The 19,063-nt window shown below is 68.4% G+C and carries 13 protein-coding genes and 1 pseudogene; 11 read left to right on the forward strand and 3 right to left on the reverse strand.

Going from position 1 to position 19,063, the window contains the following annotated elements; all coding sequences use genetic code 11:
* Nucleotides 1-35: 35 nt before the first annotated feature.
* Entirely contained in the window at nucleotides 36-2,618 is a 2,583-nt protein-coding gene (locus QT196_RS01865) for an ATP-binding protein (RefSeq protein WP_290354177.1), read from the reverse strand.
* Between the two features lie 365 nt (nucleotides 2,619-2,983).
* On the opposite strand from QT196_RS01865, the gene QT196_RS01870 reads away from it, so the two are divergent.
* Nucleotides 2,984-3,544, forward strand: a complete 561-nt coding sequence (locus QT196_RS01870) for a universal stress protein (RefSeq protein WP_266735419.1) — start codon at nucleotides 2,984-2,986, stop codon at nucleotides 3,542-3,544.
* A 150-nt stretch (nucleotides 3,545-3,694) separates the two neighbouring features.
* Here QT196_RS01870 and QT196_RS01875 read toward each other — a convergent pair whose 3' ends face one another.
* Nucleotides 3,695-3,955 (reverse strand): hypothetical protein, encoded by a 261-nt coding sequence (locus QT196_RS01875; RefSeq protein WP_168476948.1) that lies wholly within the window; start codon nucleotides 3,953-3,955, stop codon nucleotides 3,695-3,697.
* Nucleotides 3,956-4,209: 254 nt separating this feature from the next.
* On the opposite strand from QT196_RS01875, the gene kdpF reads away from it, so the two are divergent.
* The 6 genes from kdpF (at nucleotide 4,210) to QT196_RS01905 (ending at nucleotide 12,076) form a co-directional block, all read left to right on the forward strand.
* Nucleotides 4,210-4,299 (forward strand): K(+)-transporting ATPase subunit F, encoded by a 90-nt coding sequence (gene kdpF, locus QT196_RS01880; protein WP_073447570.1) that lies wholly within the window; start codon nucleotides 4,210-4,212, stop codon nucleotides 4,297-4,299.
* Nucleotides 4,300-4,308: 9 nt separating this feature from the next.
* Nucleotides 4,309-5,973 (forward strand): potassium-transporting ATPase subunit KdpA, encoded by a 1,665-nt coding sequence (kdpA, locus tag QT196_RS01885; protein WP_168476950.1) that lies wholly within the window; start codon nucleotides 4,309-4,311, stop codon nucleotides 5,971-5,973.
* Complete coding sequence (kdpB, locus tag QT196_RS01890) at nucleotides 5,970-8,105, forward strand: potassium-transporting ATPase subunit KdpB (RefSeq protein ID WP_290354178.1); 2,136 nt, start codon at nucleotides 5,970-5,972, stop codon at nucleotides 8,103-8,105. The genes kdpA and kdpB (QT196_RS01890) overlap by 4 nt, the downstream gene beginning before the upstream one ends.
* 5 nt (nucleotides 8,106-8,110) lie before the next feature.
* Nucleotides 8,111-8,722, forward strand: a complete 612-nt coding sequence (gene kdpC / locus QT196_RS01895; protein ID WP_290354179.1) for a potassium-transporting ATPase subunit KdpC — start codon at nucleotides 8,111-8,113, stop codon at nucleotides 8,720-8,722.
* A 74-nt stretch (nucleotides 8,723-8,796) separates the two neighbouring features.
* Entirely contained in the window at nucleotides 8,797-9,480 is a 684-nt protein-coding gene (locus QT196_RS01900) for a response regulator (protein ID WP_168483504.1), read from the forward strand.
* Between the two features lie 49 nt (nucleotides 9,481-9,529).
* Nucleotides 9,530-12,076, forward strand: a complete 2,547-nt coding sequence (locus QT196_RS01905) for a sensor histidine kinase KdpD (protein ID WP_168476956.1) — start codon at nucleotides 9,530-9,532, stop codon at nucleotides 12,074-12,076.
* Nucleotides 12,077-12,131: 55 nt separating this feature from the next.
* On the opposite strand, the gene QT196_RS01910 is transcribed toward QT196_RS01905, so the two are convergent.
* The gene (locus QT196_RS01910; RefSeq protein WP_290356598.1) at nucleotides 12,132-14,045 is read right to left on the reverse strand and encodes an NAD(P)-binding protein; all 1,914 of its coding nucleotides are present in this window, start codon (nucleotides 14,043-14,045) and stop codon (nucleotides 12,132-12,134) included.
* Between the two features lie 548 nt (nucleotides 14,046-14,593).
* Here QT196_RS01910 and QT196_RS01915 point away from each other — a divergent pair.
* The 4 genes and pseudogenes from QT196_RS01915 to QT196_RS01930 all read left to right on the forward strand — a co-directional run bounded on the left by QT196_RS01915 (nucleotide 14,594) and on the right by QT196_RS01930 (nucleotide 18,858).
* On the forward strand, nucleotides 14,594-14,788 hold the full coding sequence (locus tag QT196_RS01915; protein WP_168476963.1) for a hypothetical protein: 195 nt from the start codon (nucleotides 14,594-14,596) through the stop codon (nucleotides 14,786-14,788).
* A 96-nt stretch (nucleotides 14,789-14,884) separates the two neighbouring features.
* Nucleotides 14,885-15,426 (forward strand): annotated as a pseudogene (locus QT196_RS01920) (DUF1707 domain-containing protein).
* Nucleotides 15,427-15,892: 466 nt separating this feature from the next.
* Nucleotides 15,893-18,073 carry a potassium-transporting ATPase subunit KdpB gene (kdpB, locus tag QT196_RS01925; protein WP_290354180.1) on the forward strand — a complete coding sequence of 727 codons (2,181 nt, stop codon included), beginning with the start codon at nucleotides 15,893-15,895 and terminating at the stop codon, nucleotides 18,071-18,073.
* A 350-nt stretch (nucleotides 18,074-18,423) separates the two neighbouring features.
* Nucleotides 18,424-18,858 (forward strand): hypothetical protein, encoded by a 435-nt coding sequence (locus QT196_RS01930; RefSeq protein WP_168476967.1) that lies wholly within the window; start codon nucleotides 18,424-18,426, stop codon nucleotides 18,856-18,858.
* Nucleotides 18,859-19,063 lie beyond the last annotated feature (205 nt).

The raw sequence follows: 19,063 nt of genomic DNA on the forward strand, positions 1-19,063 counted from the left end.
CTGCTGCGGGCATGGTCGACATCCACGCCTCGTGATCAGCTTCCTGCCTCATGTACGACCGACCTGCTGCCCAGAGAGACCGCGAGCGGAACCGGTGCGGCCGGCAGGGAGACGACCATCGTCAGGCCGCCACCGGGGGTTTCCTCGGGGGAGAGGGTGCCGCCCATCGCCTCCGTGAGGCCACGGGAGAGGGCGAGGCCGAGCCCGAGCCCGGTGGTGTTGTCGGTGTCGCCGAGTCGCTGGAAGGGCTCGAACGCCCGCCTTTGGTCGGCGAGTTGGATGCCTGGCCCCCGATCGATGACCCGCAGCTCCACCCGCCCGGCCAGCGCGCTGGCACCGATCGTGACCGGGTGCCCGGCGGGCGAATGACGTACCGCGTTGGACACCAGATTGGCGAGGACGCGCTCCAGCAGCGGCGGGTCCGCCAGCACATCGGGGGCAGCGTCCAGCCCCTGGGTCACCACGTGTACCAGCACCTGCGGGGATGCGCCGGGCAGGGTGTCCAGCGCGCTGGGGAGCACCTCGGTGAGGGCGACGGGCTCCGGGTGCAGGGTCAGCGCACCTGCCTGCAGCCGGCTCATATCAAGGAGGTTGTCGACCAGGCGGCTGAGCTTGGCCAGCGATTCCTCGGCGGTGGCGAGGAGTTCCTCGCGGTCCTCGGGCGAGAAGTCGACGTCCTGGCTGCGCAGTGAGCTGACCGCGGCCCAGCAGCCTGCCAGCGGCGTGCGCAGGTCGTGTCCCACCGCGGCGAGCAGTGCGGTGCGCATGCGGTTGGCCGCCTTGACCGGCTCGACCTCGGCCGCGGCCTCGGCGAGCCGGGCGCGTTCGACGGCCGCGGTCAGATGCGCGGCGAAGGCGGTGAGCACGCGGTGCTCAGCGGCGGGTAGCCGGCGTCCGCTCAGCACCAGCACACTGTCGTCCCCTATGGCGACCTTGGTCTCGTAGTCGGACACCGGCCCGCCCACGACACCGGGCTCCACCTCTCCGCCTCGGGGCCGCAGCTCGATGCTGTCCATGCCGAAGGTCTCGCGGGTGCGTTCCAGGAGGGCGGTGACGGCCCGGTCCCCCCGCAGGATCCCGCCCGCCAACGAGGTCAGTGTCTCCGCTTCCGCAGTCGCCCGGGCGGCCCGCCGGCTCAGCCGCAGCGAACGGTCCACGATGGCAGCGACGGTGACGGCGACAATCGTCAAGGCGGCCTGGGTGACGACGATATTGGCTTCGGCGAAGGTGAAGTGGCCGACGGGCGGGATGAAGTAGTAGTTGAGCAGCAGCGATGTCGTCACGGAGGCCAGCAGCGCGGAGGCCACGCCGCCGATGCAGGCCACCCCCAGCACCGTGAGCAGGAAGAGCAGCGCCTCGCTGGTGAGGTTGAGAGCCAGGGGGCCGGAGACCGCACGCAGCAGCAGGGTCAGCAGCACGGGCAGTACGAGGCCGGCCATCGGGCCCGCCACGCGGCGCGAGCGCGGCAGACCGCTGCCCGGCGCGGGCCATCTTCTTCCCTGGCCGGCATGTTCGTGCGTCACCATGTGCACATCGATATCGCCGGACAACTCGACCACGGTGTCCCCCACACCGCGGGACATCAGCACGCGCCGCAGTCTGCCCCTGCGACTGGCGCCGATGACCAGTTGGGTGGCGTTCTGGGACCGGGCGAAGTCCAGCAGGGCGGCGGGCACATCCTCACCGACCACCGAGTGATAGCTGCCACCGAGACTCTCCAAGAGCTGCCGCTGCCCAGCCAGCGCGGCGGGCGAGGAGCCGGCCAGGCCGTCACTGCGGGTGATGTGGACGGCCAGCAGATCCCCGGAGGAACGAGCCACGATCCGGGCGGCCCGACGGACCAGGGTCGCGCCCTCCGCCCCACCGGTGAGGGCCACCACCACCCGTTCGCGGGTCTCCCACACCCGGCCGATGTGGTGCTCGTCCCGGTACTTGCGCAACGCCTCGTCCACCCGGCCCGCCACCCACAGCAGCGCAAGCTCCCGCAGTGCGGTGAGGTTCCCGAGCCGGAAGTAGTGCGACAGTGCCGCGTCGACCTTCTCCGGCGGGTAGATGTTGCCGTGCGCCATGCGGCGGCGCAGCCCCTCGGCCGGCAGGTCGACCAGTTCGATCTGGTCGGCTCGGCGGACAACCTTGTCGGGCACGGTCTCGTACTGCGGCACACCAGTGATCTTCTCGACCACATCGCTCAGGGACTCCAGGTGCTGGATGTTGAGCGTCGCCACGACATCGATCCCGGCGCCGAGCAGCTCCTCGATGTCCTGCCACCGCTTGGTGTTCCGGCTGCCCGGCGCGTTGGTGTGTGCGAGTTCGTCGATGAGCACCACCTGCGGACGCAGTTCCAGGACCAGGTCGAGATCGAGCTCGGTGAAGTCCGTGCCGCGGTGTCTGCGCGTCACCCGCGGCAGTACGTCGAGCCCTTCGAGCATCGCCGCGGTGGACGGGCGGCCGTGACACTCCGCAAAGCCCACCCTCACCTCCTTGCCGCGCGCGGCCCGGCGCCGGCCCTCGTCCAGCATCCGGTAGGTCTTGCCCACCCCGGGAGCAGCCCCGAGAAAGACCTTGAGCCTGCCGGGACGCGCCCCCGGCCCGTCGGTCACATCGCTGCCCGGCGCCATCACGTACTCCTCCACGTACCCGTCTTCGGGAATGCGGCACGCCGGGCGGCACCGTGAAGGTGTCTTACGGCATGGCACCGGACGGCGTGCGGGTTCTTAGGAGCATCGTCACTTCGCGTCGGCAAATGCCGCGAGGGAGTGCGAAGACGTTGACGCAACTCTGATCCGCCGCCGGCGTCAGGGGGCTGCTCCCACAGTTGCTGTGCAGTGCCCGCCCATTACGGGTCTGGAGACCGCCCCCTGCTGCTCGTTTCGTCCGGCCCGCGTGTTGTCGTCATGGAGCCGTCAGGGACTCTCGTCTTCTCGTCAGGGAAGCGCCAACACGTCACCGTCGCCCTGTCGGTGGGATTTCGATGAAACACGACATGAACGTGATACAGGACGAGGAGCGTGGCCCCATGGGCGGACCCGGTGGCCGGCGCATCGTGGTCGGCGTGAGCGGCTCGCTGGGGAGCTTGGCGGCGCTGCACCGGGCCGCCGCCGAGGCCCGCGTCACCGGAGCCAATTTGTGGGCCGTACTGGCTTGGGAGGCTCCCGGTGGAGAGAGCGTCCACCGCGGCGGGCCGTGCCCGGCGGCGATGACCGCCTGGCGCCGGATGGCGGATGAGCGACTGCTGAGCGCTCTCGACGAAGCCTTCGGCAGCGCCGGGCCCAGGGTGCCACTGAAGGGCCTGGTCATACGCGGCAAACCGGGGGATGCCCTGCTGGCGGCCGCCGACCATGCCGATGATCTCCTGGTGGTGGGGGCCGGAGCCCGCGGCAGGCTGCGCCGGGCGATGTGGCCCTCCGTCGCCCGGTACTGCGTCGCACGCGCCTGCTGCCCGGTGCTGGCCGTGCCCCCTTCTCCTTTGCAGCACGCACTCGATGCAGTACACCGCCGCAACGCATGGAAACTACCGCTCGATGCACGGGAGTTGGCGGACTGAATCCGCCCGCCTGCGGCCAGCCACGATGATTCAGTACCTTGCCCGGCACCAGATGGCCTGGAGCAGCTCAGATGTACTGCCTGCCGCCAACAGAAGAGGAGCGTGCCCCCCACGCCTTCGGGTGCGAGGGGGTCACGTGGCGTCCGGGATCTATTGCCTGGTTCCTTCGTCGGTGTCTTCTTCCAGGGCGGCCATGCGGGCCTTGTATTCGGCCTGCGGGATCTGACCGAGAACCGCGAGGCGTTCCAGTTCGGCGGCCTCGGTTTCATGGACGATCTTGCGGCTCTTTTCTGCTTGCTCTCTGCTGTACTCGACGGCCTTTGCCCGCTGCCTGGAGCGGCTTCGTTGCAACTGCTCGGCAATCATCCGGCCGGTTTGTTCAAAGTAATCGTCGCGCCTGCCTGACCACATCTCGCCTCCTTGATCCCACCTGCCACATCTCCGTAGGCCCTTCGGCAGGCGTTAGAGATTCATCAAGGTCGCGCTAACGGCCGTAAGGACCCCGTCAACGGGGAGCGGAAACGAGCCACCGACGCGATTCCCTCTCCTTGTCCGTTCAACCGAACCTCTTCCCAGGAGTTCACGATGGCCGATGTGGCCTTCGTGGTCACCACGATCGCGGTATTCGCGCTGGTGGCCCTTGTCGCCAAGGGGGTGGCAAAGCTGTGACCGCCGAAAACCTCGTCGGCCTGATCGTGGCCGTTGCCCTGCTGGGCTATCTCGTCCTCGCCCTTGTGTTCCCGGAGAGGTTCTGAGCCGCAGATATGAGCCCCGTTCTTGCTGATGTGCTCCAGGTCACCGCGCTCATCGGCGCGCTCGCCCTGGTGCACCGCCCGCTCGGCGACTTCATGGCCGCCGTCTACTCCTCGCAGAAGCATCTGCGGGTAGAGAAGTGGATCTACCGCAGCGTCGGCGCCAACCCCGACGCCGAGATGCGCTGGCCCGCGTACCTGCGCGGCGTTCTCATATTCTCGGCAGTCGGCGTGCTCTTCCTGTACGTGCTGCAACGCGTGCAGGACAAGCTGCCGCTGTCACTCGGCTTCAAGCCGATCAGCCCGGACCAGGCCTTCAACACGGCCGCGTCCTTCATCTCCAACACCAACTGGCAGTCGTACTCGGGTGAGGTGGCCATGAGCCATGTCACTCAGACCGCCGGTCTGGCTGTGCAGAACTTCGTCTCGGCCGCCGTCGGTATGGCCGTCGCCGTGGCGCTCGTGCGCGGCTTCGCCCGCTCCCGCACCGGTGACCTGGGCAATTTCTGGTCCGACCTGGTGCGCGGCACCGTCCGCATCCTGATTCCGCTTTCGGTGATCGCCGCGATCATCCTGGTGGCGTGCGGTGCGATCCAGAACTTCGGCGACATCCACCACATCACCACCCTCACCGGCGACAAGCAGGCGCTCAGCCCCGGTGCGGTGGCCTCCCAGGAAGCCATCAAGGACCTGGGCACCAACGGCGGCGGCTTCTTCAACGCCAACTCGGCGCACCCCTTCGAGAACCCCAACGGCCTCTCGAACCTGCTGGAGATCTTCCTGCTGCTGGTGATCCCGTTCTCGATGCCGCGGACCTTCGGCAAGATGGTGGGCTCGCTCAAGCAGGGCTACGCGATCGTCGCGGCCATGGGCATCGTCTGGTTCGGCGCCGTCATCGCCGTGACGTGGCTCGAGTACGCCCACCCGGGCACCGCCTCGCAGCTCGCGGGCGGCGCGATGGAGGGCAAGGAGCAGCGGCTCGGTGAGGGCGCCTCCTCGCTCTTCTCCGTCTCCACGACCATGACCTCCACCGGAGCGGTCAACTCCTTCCACGACTCGTTCGGCGGCCTGTCCGGCGGCGTACTGCTGCTGGGCATGATGCTCGGCGAGATCACGCCCGGCGGTGTGGGCTCGGGCCTCTACGGCATGCTGATCATGGCGATCATCGCGGTGTTCCTCGCCGGCCTGATGGTCGGCCGTACGCCGGAGTACCTGGGCAAGAAGATCGGCACCCGCGAGATCAAGCTCGCGGCCTGCTACATCCTGATCACCCCGGCGCTCGTGCTGATCGGCACGGCCGTGGCCATCGCCCTGCCGGACGGCAAGGAAGCCATGACCAACATCGGCGCCCACGGGTTCTCCGAGGTGCTGTACGCCTACACGTCGGCCTCGAACAACAACGGCTCCGCCTTCGCCGGCTTCGGTGCCAACACGCCGTTCTTCAACACCGCCCTCGGCCTGTGCATGCTGCTCGGCCGGTTCCTGCCGATGGTGTTCGTGCTCGCGCTGGCCGGCTCGCTCGCCGAGCAGAAGCCGGTCCCGGAGACCGCGGGCACCCTGCGTACCGAAAAGCCGCTCTTCACCGGTCTGCTGGTCGGCACTCTCCTCATCGTCACCGGACTGACCTTCTTCCCGGCGCTCGCCCTTGGCCCGCTCGCTGAAGGGCTGTCGTCATGACCACCGATTCAAAGAAGCACGAGGACGAGATGTCCACGGTCACCCCGACCCGGGCGCCGCACAGCGATGTGCCCACCGGGCACAAGGACGACGGGCGCGTGGGCGCCGGCCTGTTCGACCCGAAGCAGCTGCTGAAGTCGCTGCCCGACGCCTTCCGCAAGCTCGCCCCCCGGGTGATGGTCAAGTCGCCGGTCATGTTCGTGGTCCTGGTCGGCTCGGTGGTCACCACCGTCCTGGCGATCAAGGACCCGGGCAGCTGGTTCGGCTGGGTCATCGCGGTCTGGCTATGGCTGACCGTCATCTTCGCCAACCTGGCGGAGGCGGTCGCCGAGGGCCGCGGCAAGGCGCAGGCCGACACGCTGCGCAAGGCCAAGACCGACACCGTGGCGCGCCGGCTCAATGGCGACGCCGAGGAGCAGGTCCCCGGCACCGAGCTGCGCATCGGCGATCTGGTCGTGTGCGAGGCCGGTGACATCATCCCCGGTGACGGCGATGTCGTCGACGGTGTCGCGTCCGTCGACGAGTCGGCCATCACGGGTGAATCGGCCCCGGTCATCCGGGAGTCGGGCGGTGACCGCTCCGCGGTGACCGGCGGCACGAAGGTGCTCTCCGACCGCATCGTCATCAAGATCACGACGAAGCCCGGCGAGACCTTCATCGACCGGATGATCAACCTCGTCGAGGGCGCCGCACGGCAGAAGACCCCCAACGAGATCGCGCTGAACATCCTGCTCGCCTCGCTCACCATCGTCTTCCTGCTGGCGGTCGTCACGCTGAAGCCGTTCGCGATCTATGCGGGCGCCGACAAGCAGACGTCGATGGTCGTGCTGACCGCGCTGCTGGTCTGTCTGATCCCGACGACGATCGGCGCACTGCTGTCCGCCATCGGCATCGCAGGCATGGACCGGCTGGTGCAGCGCAACGTCCTGGCCATGTCCGGCCGCGCCGTCGAAGCCGCAGGCGATGTATCGACATTGCTGCTCGACAAGACCGGCACCATCACCCTCGGCAACCGCCAGGCCGCCGAATTCGTCCCCGTACGCGGCACCACCGAGGCCGAGGTCGCGGACGCCGCCCAGCTGTCCTCACTGGCCGACGAGACTCCCGAGGGCCGCTCCATCGTCGTGCTCGCCAAGGAGAAGTACGGCCTGCGCGAGCGCCACCAGGGCGAGCTGGAACACGCCGAGTGGATCGCCTTCACCGCCCAGACCCGGATGTCGGGTGTGGACGTTGACGGGCGCAAGGTCCGTAAGGGCGCCTCGGGTTCGGTCATAGCCTGGGTCCAGGAGCGCGGCGGCACCGTCGCCGACGACGCCGACACGCTCAGCAACGCCATCTCTCAGGCCGGCGGCACCCCCCTGCTGGTGGCCGTCGAGGACGACAAGGGCGCCCGTCTCCTGGGCGTGATCCACCTCAAGGACGTCGTCAAGGATGGCATGCGGGAGCGGTTCGACGAGCTGCGCCGCATGGGCATCAAGACCGTCATGATCACGGGTGACAACCCGCTGACGGCCAAGGCCATCGCCGACGAGGCGGGCGTGGACGACTTCCTCGCGGAGGCCACGCCCGAGGACAAGATGGCGCTCATCAAGCGCGAACAGGCCGGCGGCAAGCTCGTCGCGATGACCGGCGACGGGACGAACGACGCCCCGGCGCTCGCCCAGGCGGATGTCGGCGTGGCCATGAACACGGGTACGTCGGCCGCCAAGGAGGCCGGCAACATGGTCGACCTCGACTCCAACCCGACCAAGCTCATCGAGATCGTCGAGATCGGCAAGCAACTCCTGATCACCCGCGGAGCGCTGACCACCTTCTCCATCGCCAACGACGTCGCCAAGTACTTCGCGATCATCCCGGCGATGTTCTCGATCGCTTATCCCGGCCTCGACAAGCTCAACATCATGGGCCTGTCCTCGCCCGAGTCCGCCATCCTCTCGGCGGTCATCTTCAATGCGCTGATCATCATCGCGCTGGTGCCGCTCGCCCTGAAGGGCGTGCAGTACCGGCCGATGAGCGCCGACCGGATGCTGCGGCGCAACCTCGGCATCTACGGCCTGGGCGGACTGATCGCCCCGTTCATCGGCATCAAGATCATCGACCTGCTCATCTCTCTCATCCCCGGAACCGGGTGACCGCCGTGAACAACTCCGTAGCAAGCACCCTCCGGCTGGCGTGGGCCTCACTGCGCATCCTGCTGGTCCTCACGGTCGTGTGCGGCGTCCTCTACCCGCTGGCCGTCACCGGCATCGCGCAGGGTTTCTTCCACGACAAGGCCAACGGATCCGAGGTGACGGTCGACGGCAAGGTCGTCGGCTCCGAACTCGTCGGCCAGAGCTGGAACATCAAGGGAACGGACAAGCCCGATCCGAAGTGGTTCCAGGGCCGTCCGTCCAACAGTGGCTACGACCCGCTGGCCACCGGCTCCAGCCAGCTCGGTGCCAGCGACCCCACGCTGGTCAAGAATGTGAAGGCGGCGAAGGAGCAGGTCGCCGAGTTCAACGGTGTGCCGCAGACCGACGTCCCCAAGGACGCGGTCACCGGGTCGGCCTCCGCCATCGACCCCGGGATCTCCCCCGACTACGCCGAGATCCAGGTCAAGCGGGTGGCCGAGCACAACAGGCTGAGTGTCGCCCAGGTCGAGAAGCTGGTGAAGGCCAACACTGACGGCCGTACCGCCGGATTCCTCGGCGAACCGTCAGTGAACGTCCTCAAGCTCAATATCGCCGTCAAGGAACTCGCCCAGAAGTGAGTGATCGTGTCGTGGGTGGCCGGCAAGGGGGCCGGCCACCCACGGCACCGGCGTACAACAGAAAGGTGACACCGATGACCCGGGTGCTGGTGGTCGAGGATGAGCCACCGCTCGTACGGGCTCTGGAGATCAATCTGAAGGTGCGTGGCTACGACGTGGACACCGCGTCTGACGGAGCTCACGCACTGCGGCTTGCGGCGGACTGCCCACCCGATGTGGTCCTGCTCGACCTCGGGCTGCCGGACATGGACGGCATCGACGTGATCAAGGAGCTGCGGGGGTGGAGCCGGGCATCGATCCTGGTGGTCTCCGCCCGCCGGACCTCCGACGAGAAGATCTCCGCACTCGACGCGGGAGCCGACGACTACATCACCAAGCCGTTCAGCATGGACGAACTGCTGGCCCGGCTGCGTGCCGCGGCCCGCAGAATCGATTCAGCGAGGCCGTCCGGTGAGTCCGCGGTGGTGGTGACGGAGACCTTCACACTCGACCTTCCCGCCAAGAAGGCCCGGCGTGACGGGCGCGACGTCCGGCTCACCCCGACCGAGTGGCATCTGGTGGAGGTGCTCGTGCGCAACAGCGGGCGGCTCGTCAGCCAGCAGCAGCTGCTCCAGGAGGTATGGGGTCCCTCCCACCGCACGCAGACCAATTATCTTCGGGTCTACATGGCGCAGCTGAGGCGCAAACTCGAAGCGGATCCGGCCCATCCCCGGCACTTCTTCACCGCGCCCGGCATGGGCTATCGCTTCGACCCCTGACCACCGGGGCGGCAGTCCCTGAGCACGACGACACGGAGAGCGGGGCCACGTGGCACGCGGCAAGCTTCGGATATACCTCGGTGCGGCACCGGGCGTCGGCAAGACGTACGCGATGCTGTCCGAGGCCCATCGACGCGTAGAGCGCGGAACGGATTGTGTGGTCGCTTTCGTCGAGCACCACGGCAGGCCCCGGACCGAGGTGATGCTGCACGGCCTGGAGCAGATCCAGCGCCGGGAGCTGGAGTACCGCGACACGGTCTTCACCGAGATGGACGTGGACGCGGTCCTCGAACGCAAGCCGGCCGTGGTGCTGGTCGACGAGTTGGCGCACACCAATGTGCCCGGCTCGCGCAACACCAAGCGCTGGCAGGACGTCGAGGAGCTGCTGGAAGCCGGGATCACGGTGATCTCGACGGTGAACATCCAGCATCTGGAGTCCCTCGGCGACGTCGTCGAGTCGATCACCGGGGTCCGGCAGAAGGAGACCGTTCCCGACGAGGTGGTGCGCCGCGCTGACCAGATCGAGCTGGTCGACATGTCGCCGCATGCGCTGCGCCGCCGGATGGCGCACGGCAACATCTACAAGCCCGACAAGGTCGACGCGTCGCTGTCGAACTACTTCCGGCTCGGCAACCTCACCGCGCTGCGCGAGCTGGCGCTGCTGTGGGTGGCCGACCGCGTCGACGAGTACCTCCAGGAGTACCGCAGCGAGCACCGGGTTTCGAAGATCTGGGGCTCCCGCGAGCGCATCGTCGTCGGCCTGACGGGCGGCCCCGAGGGCCGTACCCTCATCCGCCGCGCCGCCCGTCTCGCCGAGAAGGGCGCCGGCGGCGAAGTGCTGGCCGTCTACATCGCCCGCAGCGACGGACTGACTTCCGGCTCACCCAAGGAGCTCGCCGTCCAGCGCACCCTCGTCGAGGAACTGGGCGGCACCTTCCACCACGTCCTGGGCGAGGACATCCCCTCCGCCCTGCTCGAATTCGCCCGTGGGGTGAACGCCACCCAGATCGTGGTGGGCACCTCCCGGCGCAAGGCATGGCAGTACATCTTCGGCCCCGGCGTCGGCGCGACCGTCGCCGTTGACTCGGGACCCGACCTCGACGTCCACATCGTCACGCACGAAGAGGCCGCCAAGGGCCGCGGCCTGCCCGTCGCCCGCGGTGCACGGCTGGAACGTTCCCGGGTCATCTGGGGCTGGCTGGCCGGCGTAGTGGGGCCGGCACTGCTGACACTGCTGCTGACTCATGTCGACGTGCACCTCGGTCTCGCCAACGACGTGCTGCTGTTCCTGACCCTGACGGTGGCGGCGGCCCTGCTGGGCGGGCTCCTTCCGTCGCTGGCGTCGGCCGCGTTCGGGTCCGTGCTGCTGAACTGGTTCTTCACCCCACCAGTGGACCGCCTCACCATCGCTGACCCCAAGAACATCGTCGCTCTCGTCGTCTTCCTGCTGGTGGCGGTCTCGGTCGCCTCCGTCGTCGACCTCGCTGCCCGACGCACCCATCAAGCGGCCCGGCTGCGCGCCGAGTCGGAGATCCTGTCGTTCCTGGCGGGCAGTGTGCTACGCGGTGAGACCACCCTGGACGCCCTCCTGGAGCGGGTGCGCGAGACCTTCGCGATGGATGGCGTGGCGCTTCTGGAGCGGGAGAGCGAGACGGATCCCTGGACCTGCACGGGCAGCGTGGGCGACGTCAGTCCGCCGGCCCGCCCCGAGGACGCGGACGTCGACATGCCCGTCGGCGATCACATGGCGCTCGCGCTGTCGGGCCGCGTGCTGCCCGCTGAGGACCGCCGCGTGCTGGCGGCCTTCGCGGCCCAGGCCGCCGTTGTCCTTGACCGCCAGCGCCTCCAGTCCCAGGCCGAACACGCCCGCAAGCTGGCCGAGGGCAACCGCATCCGCACCGCCCTGCTCGCAGCCGTCAGCCACGACCTGCGCACCCCCCTGGCCGGCATCAAGGCCTCCGTCACCTCCCTGCGCTCGGACGACGTCGAGTGGTCCGACGAGGACCAGGCCGAACTCCTCGCGGGTATCGAGGAAGGCGCCGACCGCCTCGACCACCTCATCGGCAACCTCCTGGACATGTCCCGCGTCCAGACCGGCACCGTCCGGCCCCTGATCCGCGAGATCGACCTCGACGAGGTGGTGCCGATGGCGCTCGTCGGCGTAGCCGAGGACAGCGTCGTCCTCGACATTCCCGAAGACCTGCCGATGGTCGCGGTCGACCCGGGGCTGCTGGAACGATCGGTGGCCAACATCGTCGAGAACGCGGTGAAGTACAACCCCGACGGCGAACCCGTGCTGGTGTCCGCCAGCGCACTCGGTGACCGCGTCGAGATACGGGTCGCCGACCGAGGCCCCGGCGTCCCCGACGAGGCCAAGGACCGCATCTTCGAACCCTTCCAACGCTACGGTGACGCGCCGCGCGGCACCGGCGTCGGCCTCGGCCTGGCCGTCGCCCGCGGCTTCGCCGAGGAGAACGGCGGCACCCTCGACGCCGAGGACACCCCCGGCGGCGGCATGACCATGGTCCTCACCGTCCCCACCGCCGCCGGTCACTTGCCGGCCCCGCCCGACCTGCCGGCCGCGGTCACGTCGTAGCCGCATCGGGCGCCCGGCAGAACGCGTGACCGGTCGGCCGGGAAGCAGGCGCGGCTCACCTACGCGGGTCGGTCGGGTGTGGCTGCACTCCCGTCATCAGGAAGTCAAGGCCGCGCCGGGTCGATGCCACCACGACCCGGTCGCCGGCGTGCAGGATCAGGCCGTGCGCGGGGCGCCAGTCGAAGCCCGGGCGGTCGAGGCGAAGGCCGCCGAGCGTATCCGTCGAGCCGGGAGAGCCGGGCTCAACGGCGGAGCCGACGGCCAGGACACGCCACTCGTGCTGCCGGAAGGCCTGGTGGATGGAGCGGCCCTCCAGCTCCGGGTGGCCGGCGACATCGACGGTGGTGAACAGGAGGGCGCCGCGCTCGACCGGCATGATGCCCAGGACATGACGGCCCATCATGGCGGCCGAGAAGGGCAGTGCGGCGAGGGCGGAGACGCTGCGGCTGCGGGTGGTGGCGTCGGGGTAGGAGGCGCGCATCGTGCGGGAGACCGTGGCGGCGAAGTCGTCGTCGTAGAGCCGCATCACCACCCGTACCCGGGGGTTGATCTCGCGCGCGGCCATCACGATGTCGAGGTTCTCGCCGTCGTCACGGGTGAGCACCAGCAGCGACCTGCTCTGCCGGATCCGGGCGCGGTCCAGCACGCCAGGGACCCCGGCATCCTCCAGCAGCAGCGGTACGCCCAGTTCGCGGGCGAGGGAAACCCCGCGCGCGTGCGGATCGCGTTCTATGACCACCACCTGGTGCGCGGTGGTGCGGAGCTGCGCCAGCACCCGGGTACCGATCTTGCCGAGACCGACGAGCACGATGTGATCGCTCAGATCCTCGGCCGGCGGGTGCCCGACGGACGCCTTGCGAAATGCCTCGGTGGCGTTCATGGTCGCGGCCACCACGAGCGGCAGCACGGCCAACCCTACGAAACCAGCGAGGAGTTGGAGCACCCGGCGGGCCGGGGACTCGTCGGTCGCCGGGTCACCCATGGTGAAGATGTCCAGCAGCGGCAGGTACACCGACTTCCACAGCGGGCCGGGCTCGGCCAGCGCGGTGGCCACGGCCAGTACCAGCACGATCGTGGCCAGCGCGCCGAAGACCGCGAGGACCTCGCGGGCGAGGAACACCTTCCACGGCAGGTGCGCCAGCCGGTCGCGCAACCAGGCCCCGTAGCCGCACCGGTCACGCGGCGGTGGCTCGGGCCGATGGTGGTGGGTGACCTCCTCCAGCATCAGCCGGCCGTGGGTGAACTGCCGGTGGTAGGAGGTGACCGTGTCGGGCAGCAGTTGGGTGCCCTCCTCCCCCGGCGTCTCCGGACTGTCCTCGCTCGCCGGGTCGTCCTGGTGAGCGCCGGACAGTACCGCCAGTGTGGCCAAGTCGGCGGACTGCGGCGGGGTCCGGGCGGGGCGTACGACCCCGCGGAAGACCTGCCCCTCGATCTGCAGGGTGTCTCCCTGGCCGACCGCGGCGGCGGCCACCAGCTCAGGGACTGCGGTGTCGGTGTCGGAGAGCACGGTGGTGGACATGTCCAGCGATGTGCCGCCGGTCCGGCCGAGCGCCAATACGGCCCTGTCCAGCAGCCGTTCAAGATGCTGACCGCGCTCTCGGTTGTACATCCGGACGACCAGGCGGATGGTCGGGTTGAGAGTGCGGGCCAGCAGGGCCGCCGTGACATTGACCTGGTCGTCACGGTAGGTGAGAGCGAGCGCGGCGGCCCGCTCCACCCCCGCCGCGCGCAGCGTCTGCTCGTCCGGACGGGCGGCCACCAACAGCTCGACCGGCGACAGCGGATCACGGTGCAACGCGGCGATCTCCGGCGCATGGCCCTCGCGCCGCGAAGGCAGCACAACGGTGACCGCCTCACCGCACACCGCGTCCAGCGTGACCGCCAGGCGACGTGCGAGCCCGTCGTCGCCACAGATCACCATGTGCTGGGAGCGCTGCCCAACGGGGATACGCAGATGGAGAGTTGACATCACATCGTCAAGATTGCCGGGACCTGGCACGTGGTTCCGATGCGCACATGAGTTCGTCGTCAAAGTTCCGTATGGAGGGAGTTCGCGCAACCTCTCAGGGGCAACGCCCGGCTTGCTACGGAACAGAACTCGGCGCGAGGCGACCGCTGCGCAGCTCCGTGACCGAGACCGCTACAGCAGCCAGTGGCATGCGATCGAGACCGTACACCGCCACCGCCCACCGCCGAGCACGGCGCGAGAGGGGATACCGGCGCTGACCACGGTGGCTCCGGGAACGACGGCGAGAGCCCCGCCCTCGCCTCTGGACGATCTGCACGTACCGGCCTTGCGAGCTGTCCAGAAACGCGCACCACGCCTTGAGGGCCCCTGGAGCGCGGTGTTGAACACTGTGAGGCGCCGGCCTCGGTCAGTGACAAACTGGGCGCGCAGGAAGGAGAGCGGGAAGAGGATCCGCTCCCGGGTGATCAATTGCGGGTCGCCGTGGGTCATATCTCCGGGATACGCTGATGTGACAGATAGTCAATGCCGGTGCGGTAAGGGGGATTTACGTGAACCAGCAGATGATGCGCCACGATCGATCCAAGGTGCTCGTTTGGCTCTTGACGCTGGCTGCTGTGACAGCAACCGTAGGCAGTGTGGTCTTCTACCAGCAGACTGCGGCAAGGGCCGTACTCATCATTGCCTCAGTCGTTCTTGCAGTCGCTGCTGCACGGGCCGGATCCGCCGCCAGGCCGCGCAGCTGAACTGCAATCCTGGCCCGTTCTCTGACCGGCCACTCCTGCCACCAGGGACTCATCTACGGACCTCGGCACGTTCGCATCGCCGAGACAGCATTAGAGGTGGCCTCCCTACCGGAAGACCCGCCGTCACTGATCAGCGAAGACGACCGCGACAGAGCCGTGCAGCGCCTGCAGGAGGCGTACACCGAAGGTCACATCTCGCACGGGGAGATGGACGAACGCCTCCATCAGGTGCTCACCGTCGAGACGCACGGCGAGCTCGCGGCGGCCCTAGCCTCCCTCCCGGCGGAGAAGCCGGACACCACATCCACGAAGGCCGCCGCCGGCGGACGGATCCGGCGGCGCGGCGCATGGCGGATACCTCGAAACTCAAGGTCACGTCCGCATACGGAACGGTGCACCTGGACCTGTCTCGGGCCGTCATCGAGCATCCGGAGGTCGACATCGAGTTGCACCTCGGTACCGGCAGGGCCAGGATCACGGTGCCCCGCGACGCGATCGTCGACATCGAGGATCTGTGCACCACGTGGAAGGACCCGCGCCACAAGCCCCGGCGGCGCTCCCGCCCGAGCGGGCCGAGGATCCGCATCTCCGGGGGCATGGGATACGGACGACTGACGATCCGCCACGCGCGGCGTTGAGGCCTTATCCCCCACCAGGAACACCTTGTTCTGCCATGTTGAACTGGCTGTCGCGACAGGTGAGGGGAACGCACAGTCGCGCGTACCACCCGGGCGGTCGGCGACTCGGGTACTCCGACGAGGGTGACCACTGGCTCTCCCCACGTCCCTGGGCGCGGCACAGGCCCTCCCCCACCCGATTTCTCCCTGCCGGTTTCAGGGGTACTCCCTGCGCCCACGTTGATGTGCTGTTGACGTTCCTACTGTAGTAGCGCTGTTGATGCCCTCATGACGCGGCGCGTTGACCTCGCGTAAGAGACCCGCAAATCCGCCCCTCAACAAGACGTGCGCCTTTCGGCTGAGCCATAGATTCGACCCCTGCCACCGATTGCAGGCACCCCCTCGCCTGCCCATGCCCGGTCAATCCGCCGGCCCATCAGTCGCTCAGCCACCCAGCCAGGTGGCCGGTCTCCCGGAAAGTCTCCGCATGCCACCCGCCCCGCCCCACATCCCGACCGCGCCAACGACCTCGACGTGCCCGACCGTCCCCACACCTGTCCGGGGCGGAGCGAGAGCCAGAGCCCGGCGGCGACGTCGTGGGACAGCTGGGCTCTTCGACCCGAGGGCTCTGCTGGTCTCCTTCCCCGAGGCGCTGCGCAAGCTCCATCCGCGGGCGCTGGCCACCAACCCCGTGCTGTTCGTGGTGGCCTGCGGCTCCGTCCTCACCACACTCTCCGCGCTCCTGCGCCCGTCCGTCTTCGCATGGGTGATCAGCGGCTGGCTGTGGCTGACAGTGGTCTTCGCCAACCTTGCGGAGGCAGTCGCCGAGGGCCGGGGCAAGGCTCAGGCCGATTCCCTGCGCAAGGCACGCACGGACATCGTCGCCCGGCGGTTACGCGACAACTGGCGGGTCGGCATCGACCTTCGCGGCGCCGAGACCGAGACCGTCCGCGCGCGCGACCTCCAGCCCTTCGACTTCGTACTCGTCCAAGCGGGAGAGGCGATCCCGGCCGACGGTGAAGTGGTCGAGGGGGTCGCCGCAGTCGACGAGTCAGCGGTGACCGGTGAATCGGCGCCGGTCATCCGCGAGTCGGGCGGCGACCGCTCCGGTGTCACCGGCGGCACGACGGTGCTGTCGGACCGCCTCGTCGTACGGGTCACTTCCCGCCCCGGGCAGTCCTTCCTGGACCGGATGATCACCCTGGTCGAGGGGGCGAGCCGCCAGCGGACCCCGAACGAGATCGCCCTGCACATCCTGCTCGCCGCGCTCACCATCATCTTCATCCTCGTCGTGGTCACCCTGCAGCCGATGGCCTCCTACGCCGGCGCGGCCCAGACAACGACGGTGCTCGTCGCCCTCCTCGTCACCCTCATCCCGACCACGATCGGCGCTCTGCTCTCCGCGATCGGCATCGCCGGCATGGACCGCCTCGTCCAGCGCAACGTTCTTGCCATGTCCGGCCGCGCGGTCGAGGCGGCCGGCGACATCAACACCCTGCTGCTCGACAAGACCGGCACCATCACCTTCGGCAACCGCGAGGCAGTCGCCTTCGTACCCCTGCCCGGCGTCGACGAACTCCAGCTCGCCGACGCCGCCCAGCTGTCCTCCCTGGCCGACGAAACACCGGAGGGGCGCTCCATCATCGGCCTCGCCAAGGGCAAGTACGGGCTGAGCGAGCCGGCCGAGGGAGAACTGCAACACGCCGAATACGTGGACTTCAGCGCCCAGACCCGGATGAGCGGCGTCAATCTGCATTGGGCGGACGGTTCGGGGTGCGCCATCCGGAAGGGCGCGGCCGCCGAGATCATCGAATGGGTGGCACGGCGCGGCGTCGAAGTGCCCTCCGAGGCAAGGTGGTTCACCGACGCCATCGCCGCGTCCGGCGGCACGCCGCTCCTGGTGGCGATGCACGACAGGCACACGGCACGGGTCCTCGGCATCATCCACCTCAAGGACATCGTCAAGGACGGCATCCGCGAACGCTTCGCCGAACTGCGCCGCATGGGCATCCGCACGGTGATGATCACCGGCGACAACCCCCTCACGGCCAAGGCCATCGCCCAGGAAGCCGGCCTGGACGACTACCTCGCCGAGGCCACCCCTGAGGACAAACTCGCCCTGATCATTCAGGAACAGGAAGACGGCAAGCTCGTCGCGATGACCGGCGACGGCACCAACGACGCCCCGGCCTTGGCGCAGGCGGACGTCGGCGTCGCCATGAACACCGGCACCTCGGCCGCCAAGGAGGCCGGGAACATGGTCGACCTCGACTCCAACCCGACCAAGCTCATCGAGATCGTCGAGATCGGCAAGCAACTCCTCATCACCCGCGGCGCGTTGACCACCTTCTCCATCACCAATGACGTCGCCAAATACTTCGCGATCATCCCCGCCATGTTCACCGGCGCCTACCCGGGCCTGGCCGACCTCAACATCATGGGCCTGCACAGCCCGACCTCGGCGATCACCTCGGCCATCATCTTCAACGCGCTGATCATCGTGGCGCTGATTCCGCTCGCCCTGCGCGGTGTCCGCTACACGCCGTCGTCGGCGCACGACCTCCTGCGCCGCAACCTCACCCGGTACGGCCTCGGCGGTCTGATCGCCCCGTTCCTCGGTATCAAACTCATCGATCTGCTGATCTCCGGGATTCCCGGGCTGGGTTGAACGACGATCGCTGCGGAATTAGATCCCGCCGCCCGGCCTACCTTTGACAAGTGCGCACATCTCCCTTGCCGCGCAGGGCGCCTGGGAACACCGTATTGGCCAGTCACCGGATCCGCACGGCCGTGGCATGCGGCATGGCGCCCCCGCTGACCACAGCGAATAGCGGGCAGGCCGACAGCCCCACCCGAACCGACCGTCCGGGCCTCACCGAGGGGCCGACTTGACGGCCCTGCTGGCTCAATGCCGCGCGACAACTGCACATTCAAACCGTAGGTGTGCCACTGGGCGCTCGACCCTCACATGCCGTGTGACACGCGAACCGACGATCCGTAGGAAGCGGAGCAATCCCCATGAGTGAGGAAACACCACCGGCGACGGAACCCGAGGACGCATTCGTACCCATCGCCCAAGACCTCAATTCCTGTGGGCTACGGTGCCGGCTCGTCTTCTCCGCACCGCTGGACGAAGACCCACGGTGGTGGCGGCAGCTGATCGTCTCGGGCGTGCCGGTCGGCTTCCTGGAGTGCGAACCGGATACCGACCCTGCCACGCTAGCAAAAGACCTCGCATTTCACACCCAGGCGGCCGTCCTCGAAAATCTCCAGGCCATCGAGGACAGCCGCGCCTGGCCGCACTGCCGCGCCGGACACCCGCACCCCATGTCACTGGCCTCCGACGGCGAAGGCCAGTGGCCGTACTGGCACTGCCCCAAGGACCGGTCCTACCGCTGGAATGTCGGCGATCATCCGGGAAACGCTGGCTGGCGTGACGCTTGGGTGCGGTAAAGGATGAGCACAACCGCAGCAGCCGCGTATGTGGCGCATCAAGAAACACAGGCCATTGCTACGGGGATACCTCGGCACGGATACGTTTCGGGAAAAGATCTTCGTGCTTCAGGCGGCCGGTCGTCGAACGTGCGGGGCACTTCGGGGGGCATGTGTGATGAGTTCTGCTGCATTCGTCACGACGGCTGCAGCACACCGTCAGGGA

It is taken from the genome of Streptomyces sp. P9-2B-2, assembly GCF_030406865.1.
GTDB classification, from domain to species: domain Bacteria; phylum Actinomycetota; class Actinomycetes; order Streptomycetales; family Streptomycetaceae; genus Streptomyces; species Streptomyces platensis.

Bases quoted from the DNA above. Each gene is read 5' to 3' on its own strand.
- kdpB (WP_290354180.1), top strand. From the start codon at position 15,893: ATGCCACCCGCCCCGCCCCACATCCCGACCGCGCCAACGACCTCGACG.
- kdpB (WP_290354178.1), top strand. From the start codon at position 5,970: ATGACCACCGATTCAAAGAAGCACGAGGACGAGATGTCCACGGTCACC.
- QT196_RS01900 (WP_168483504.1), top strand. From the start codon at position 8,797: ATGACCCGGGTGCTGGTGGTCGAGGATGAGCCACCGCTCGTACGGGCT.
- QT196_RS01930 (WP_168476967.1), top strand. From the start codon at position 18,424: ATGAGTGAGGAAACACCACCGGCGACGGAACCCGAGGACGCATTCGTA.
- QT196_RS01870 (WP_266735419.1), top strand. From the start codon at position 2,984: ATGAACGTGATACAGGACGAGGAGCGTGGCCCCATGGGCGGACCCGGT.
- QT196_RS01910 (WP_290356598.1), bottom strand. From the start codon at position 14,045: ATGTCAACTCTCCATCTGCGTATCCCCGTTGGGCAGCGCTCCCAGCAC.
- QT196_RS01875 (WP_168476948.1), bottom strand. From the start codon at position 3,955: ATGTGGTCAGGCAGGCGCGACGATTACTTTGAACAAACCGGCCGGATG.
- kdpA (WP_168476950.1), top strand. From the start codon at position 4,309: ATGAGCCCCGTTCTTGCTGATGTGCTCCAGGTCACCGCGCTCATCGGC.
- QT196_RS01865 (WP_290354177.1), bottom strand. From the start codon at position 2,618: ATGGCGCCGGGCAGCGATGTGACCGACGGGCCGGGGGCGCGTCCCGGC.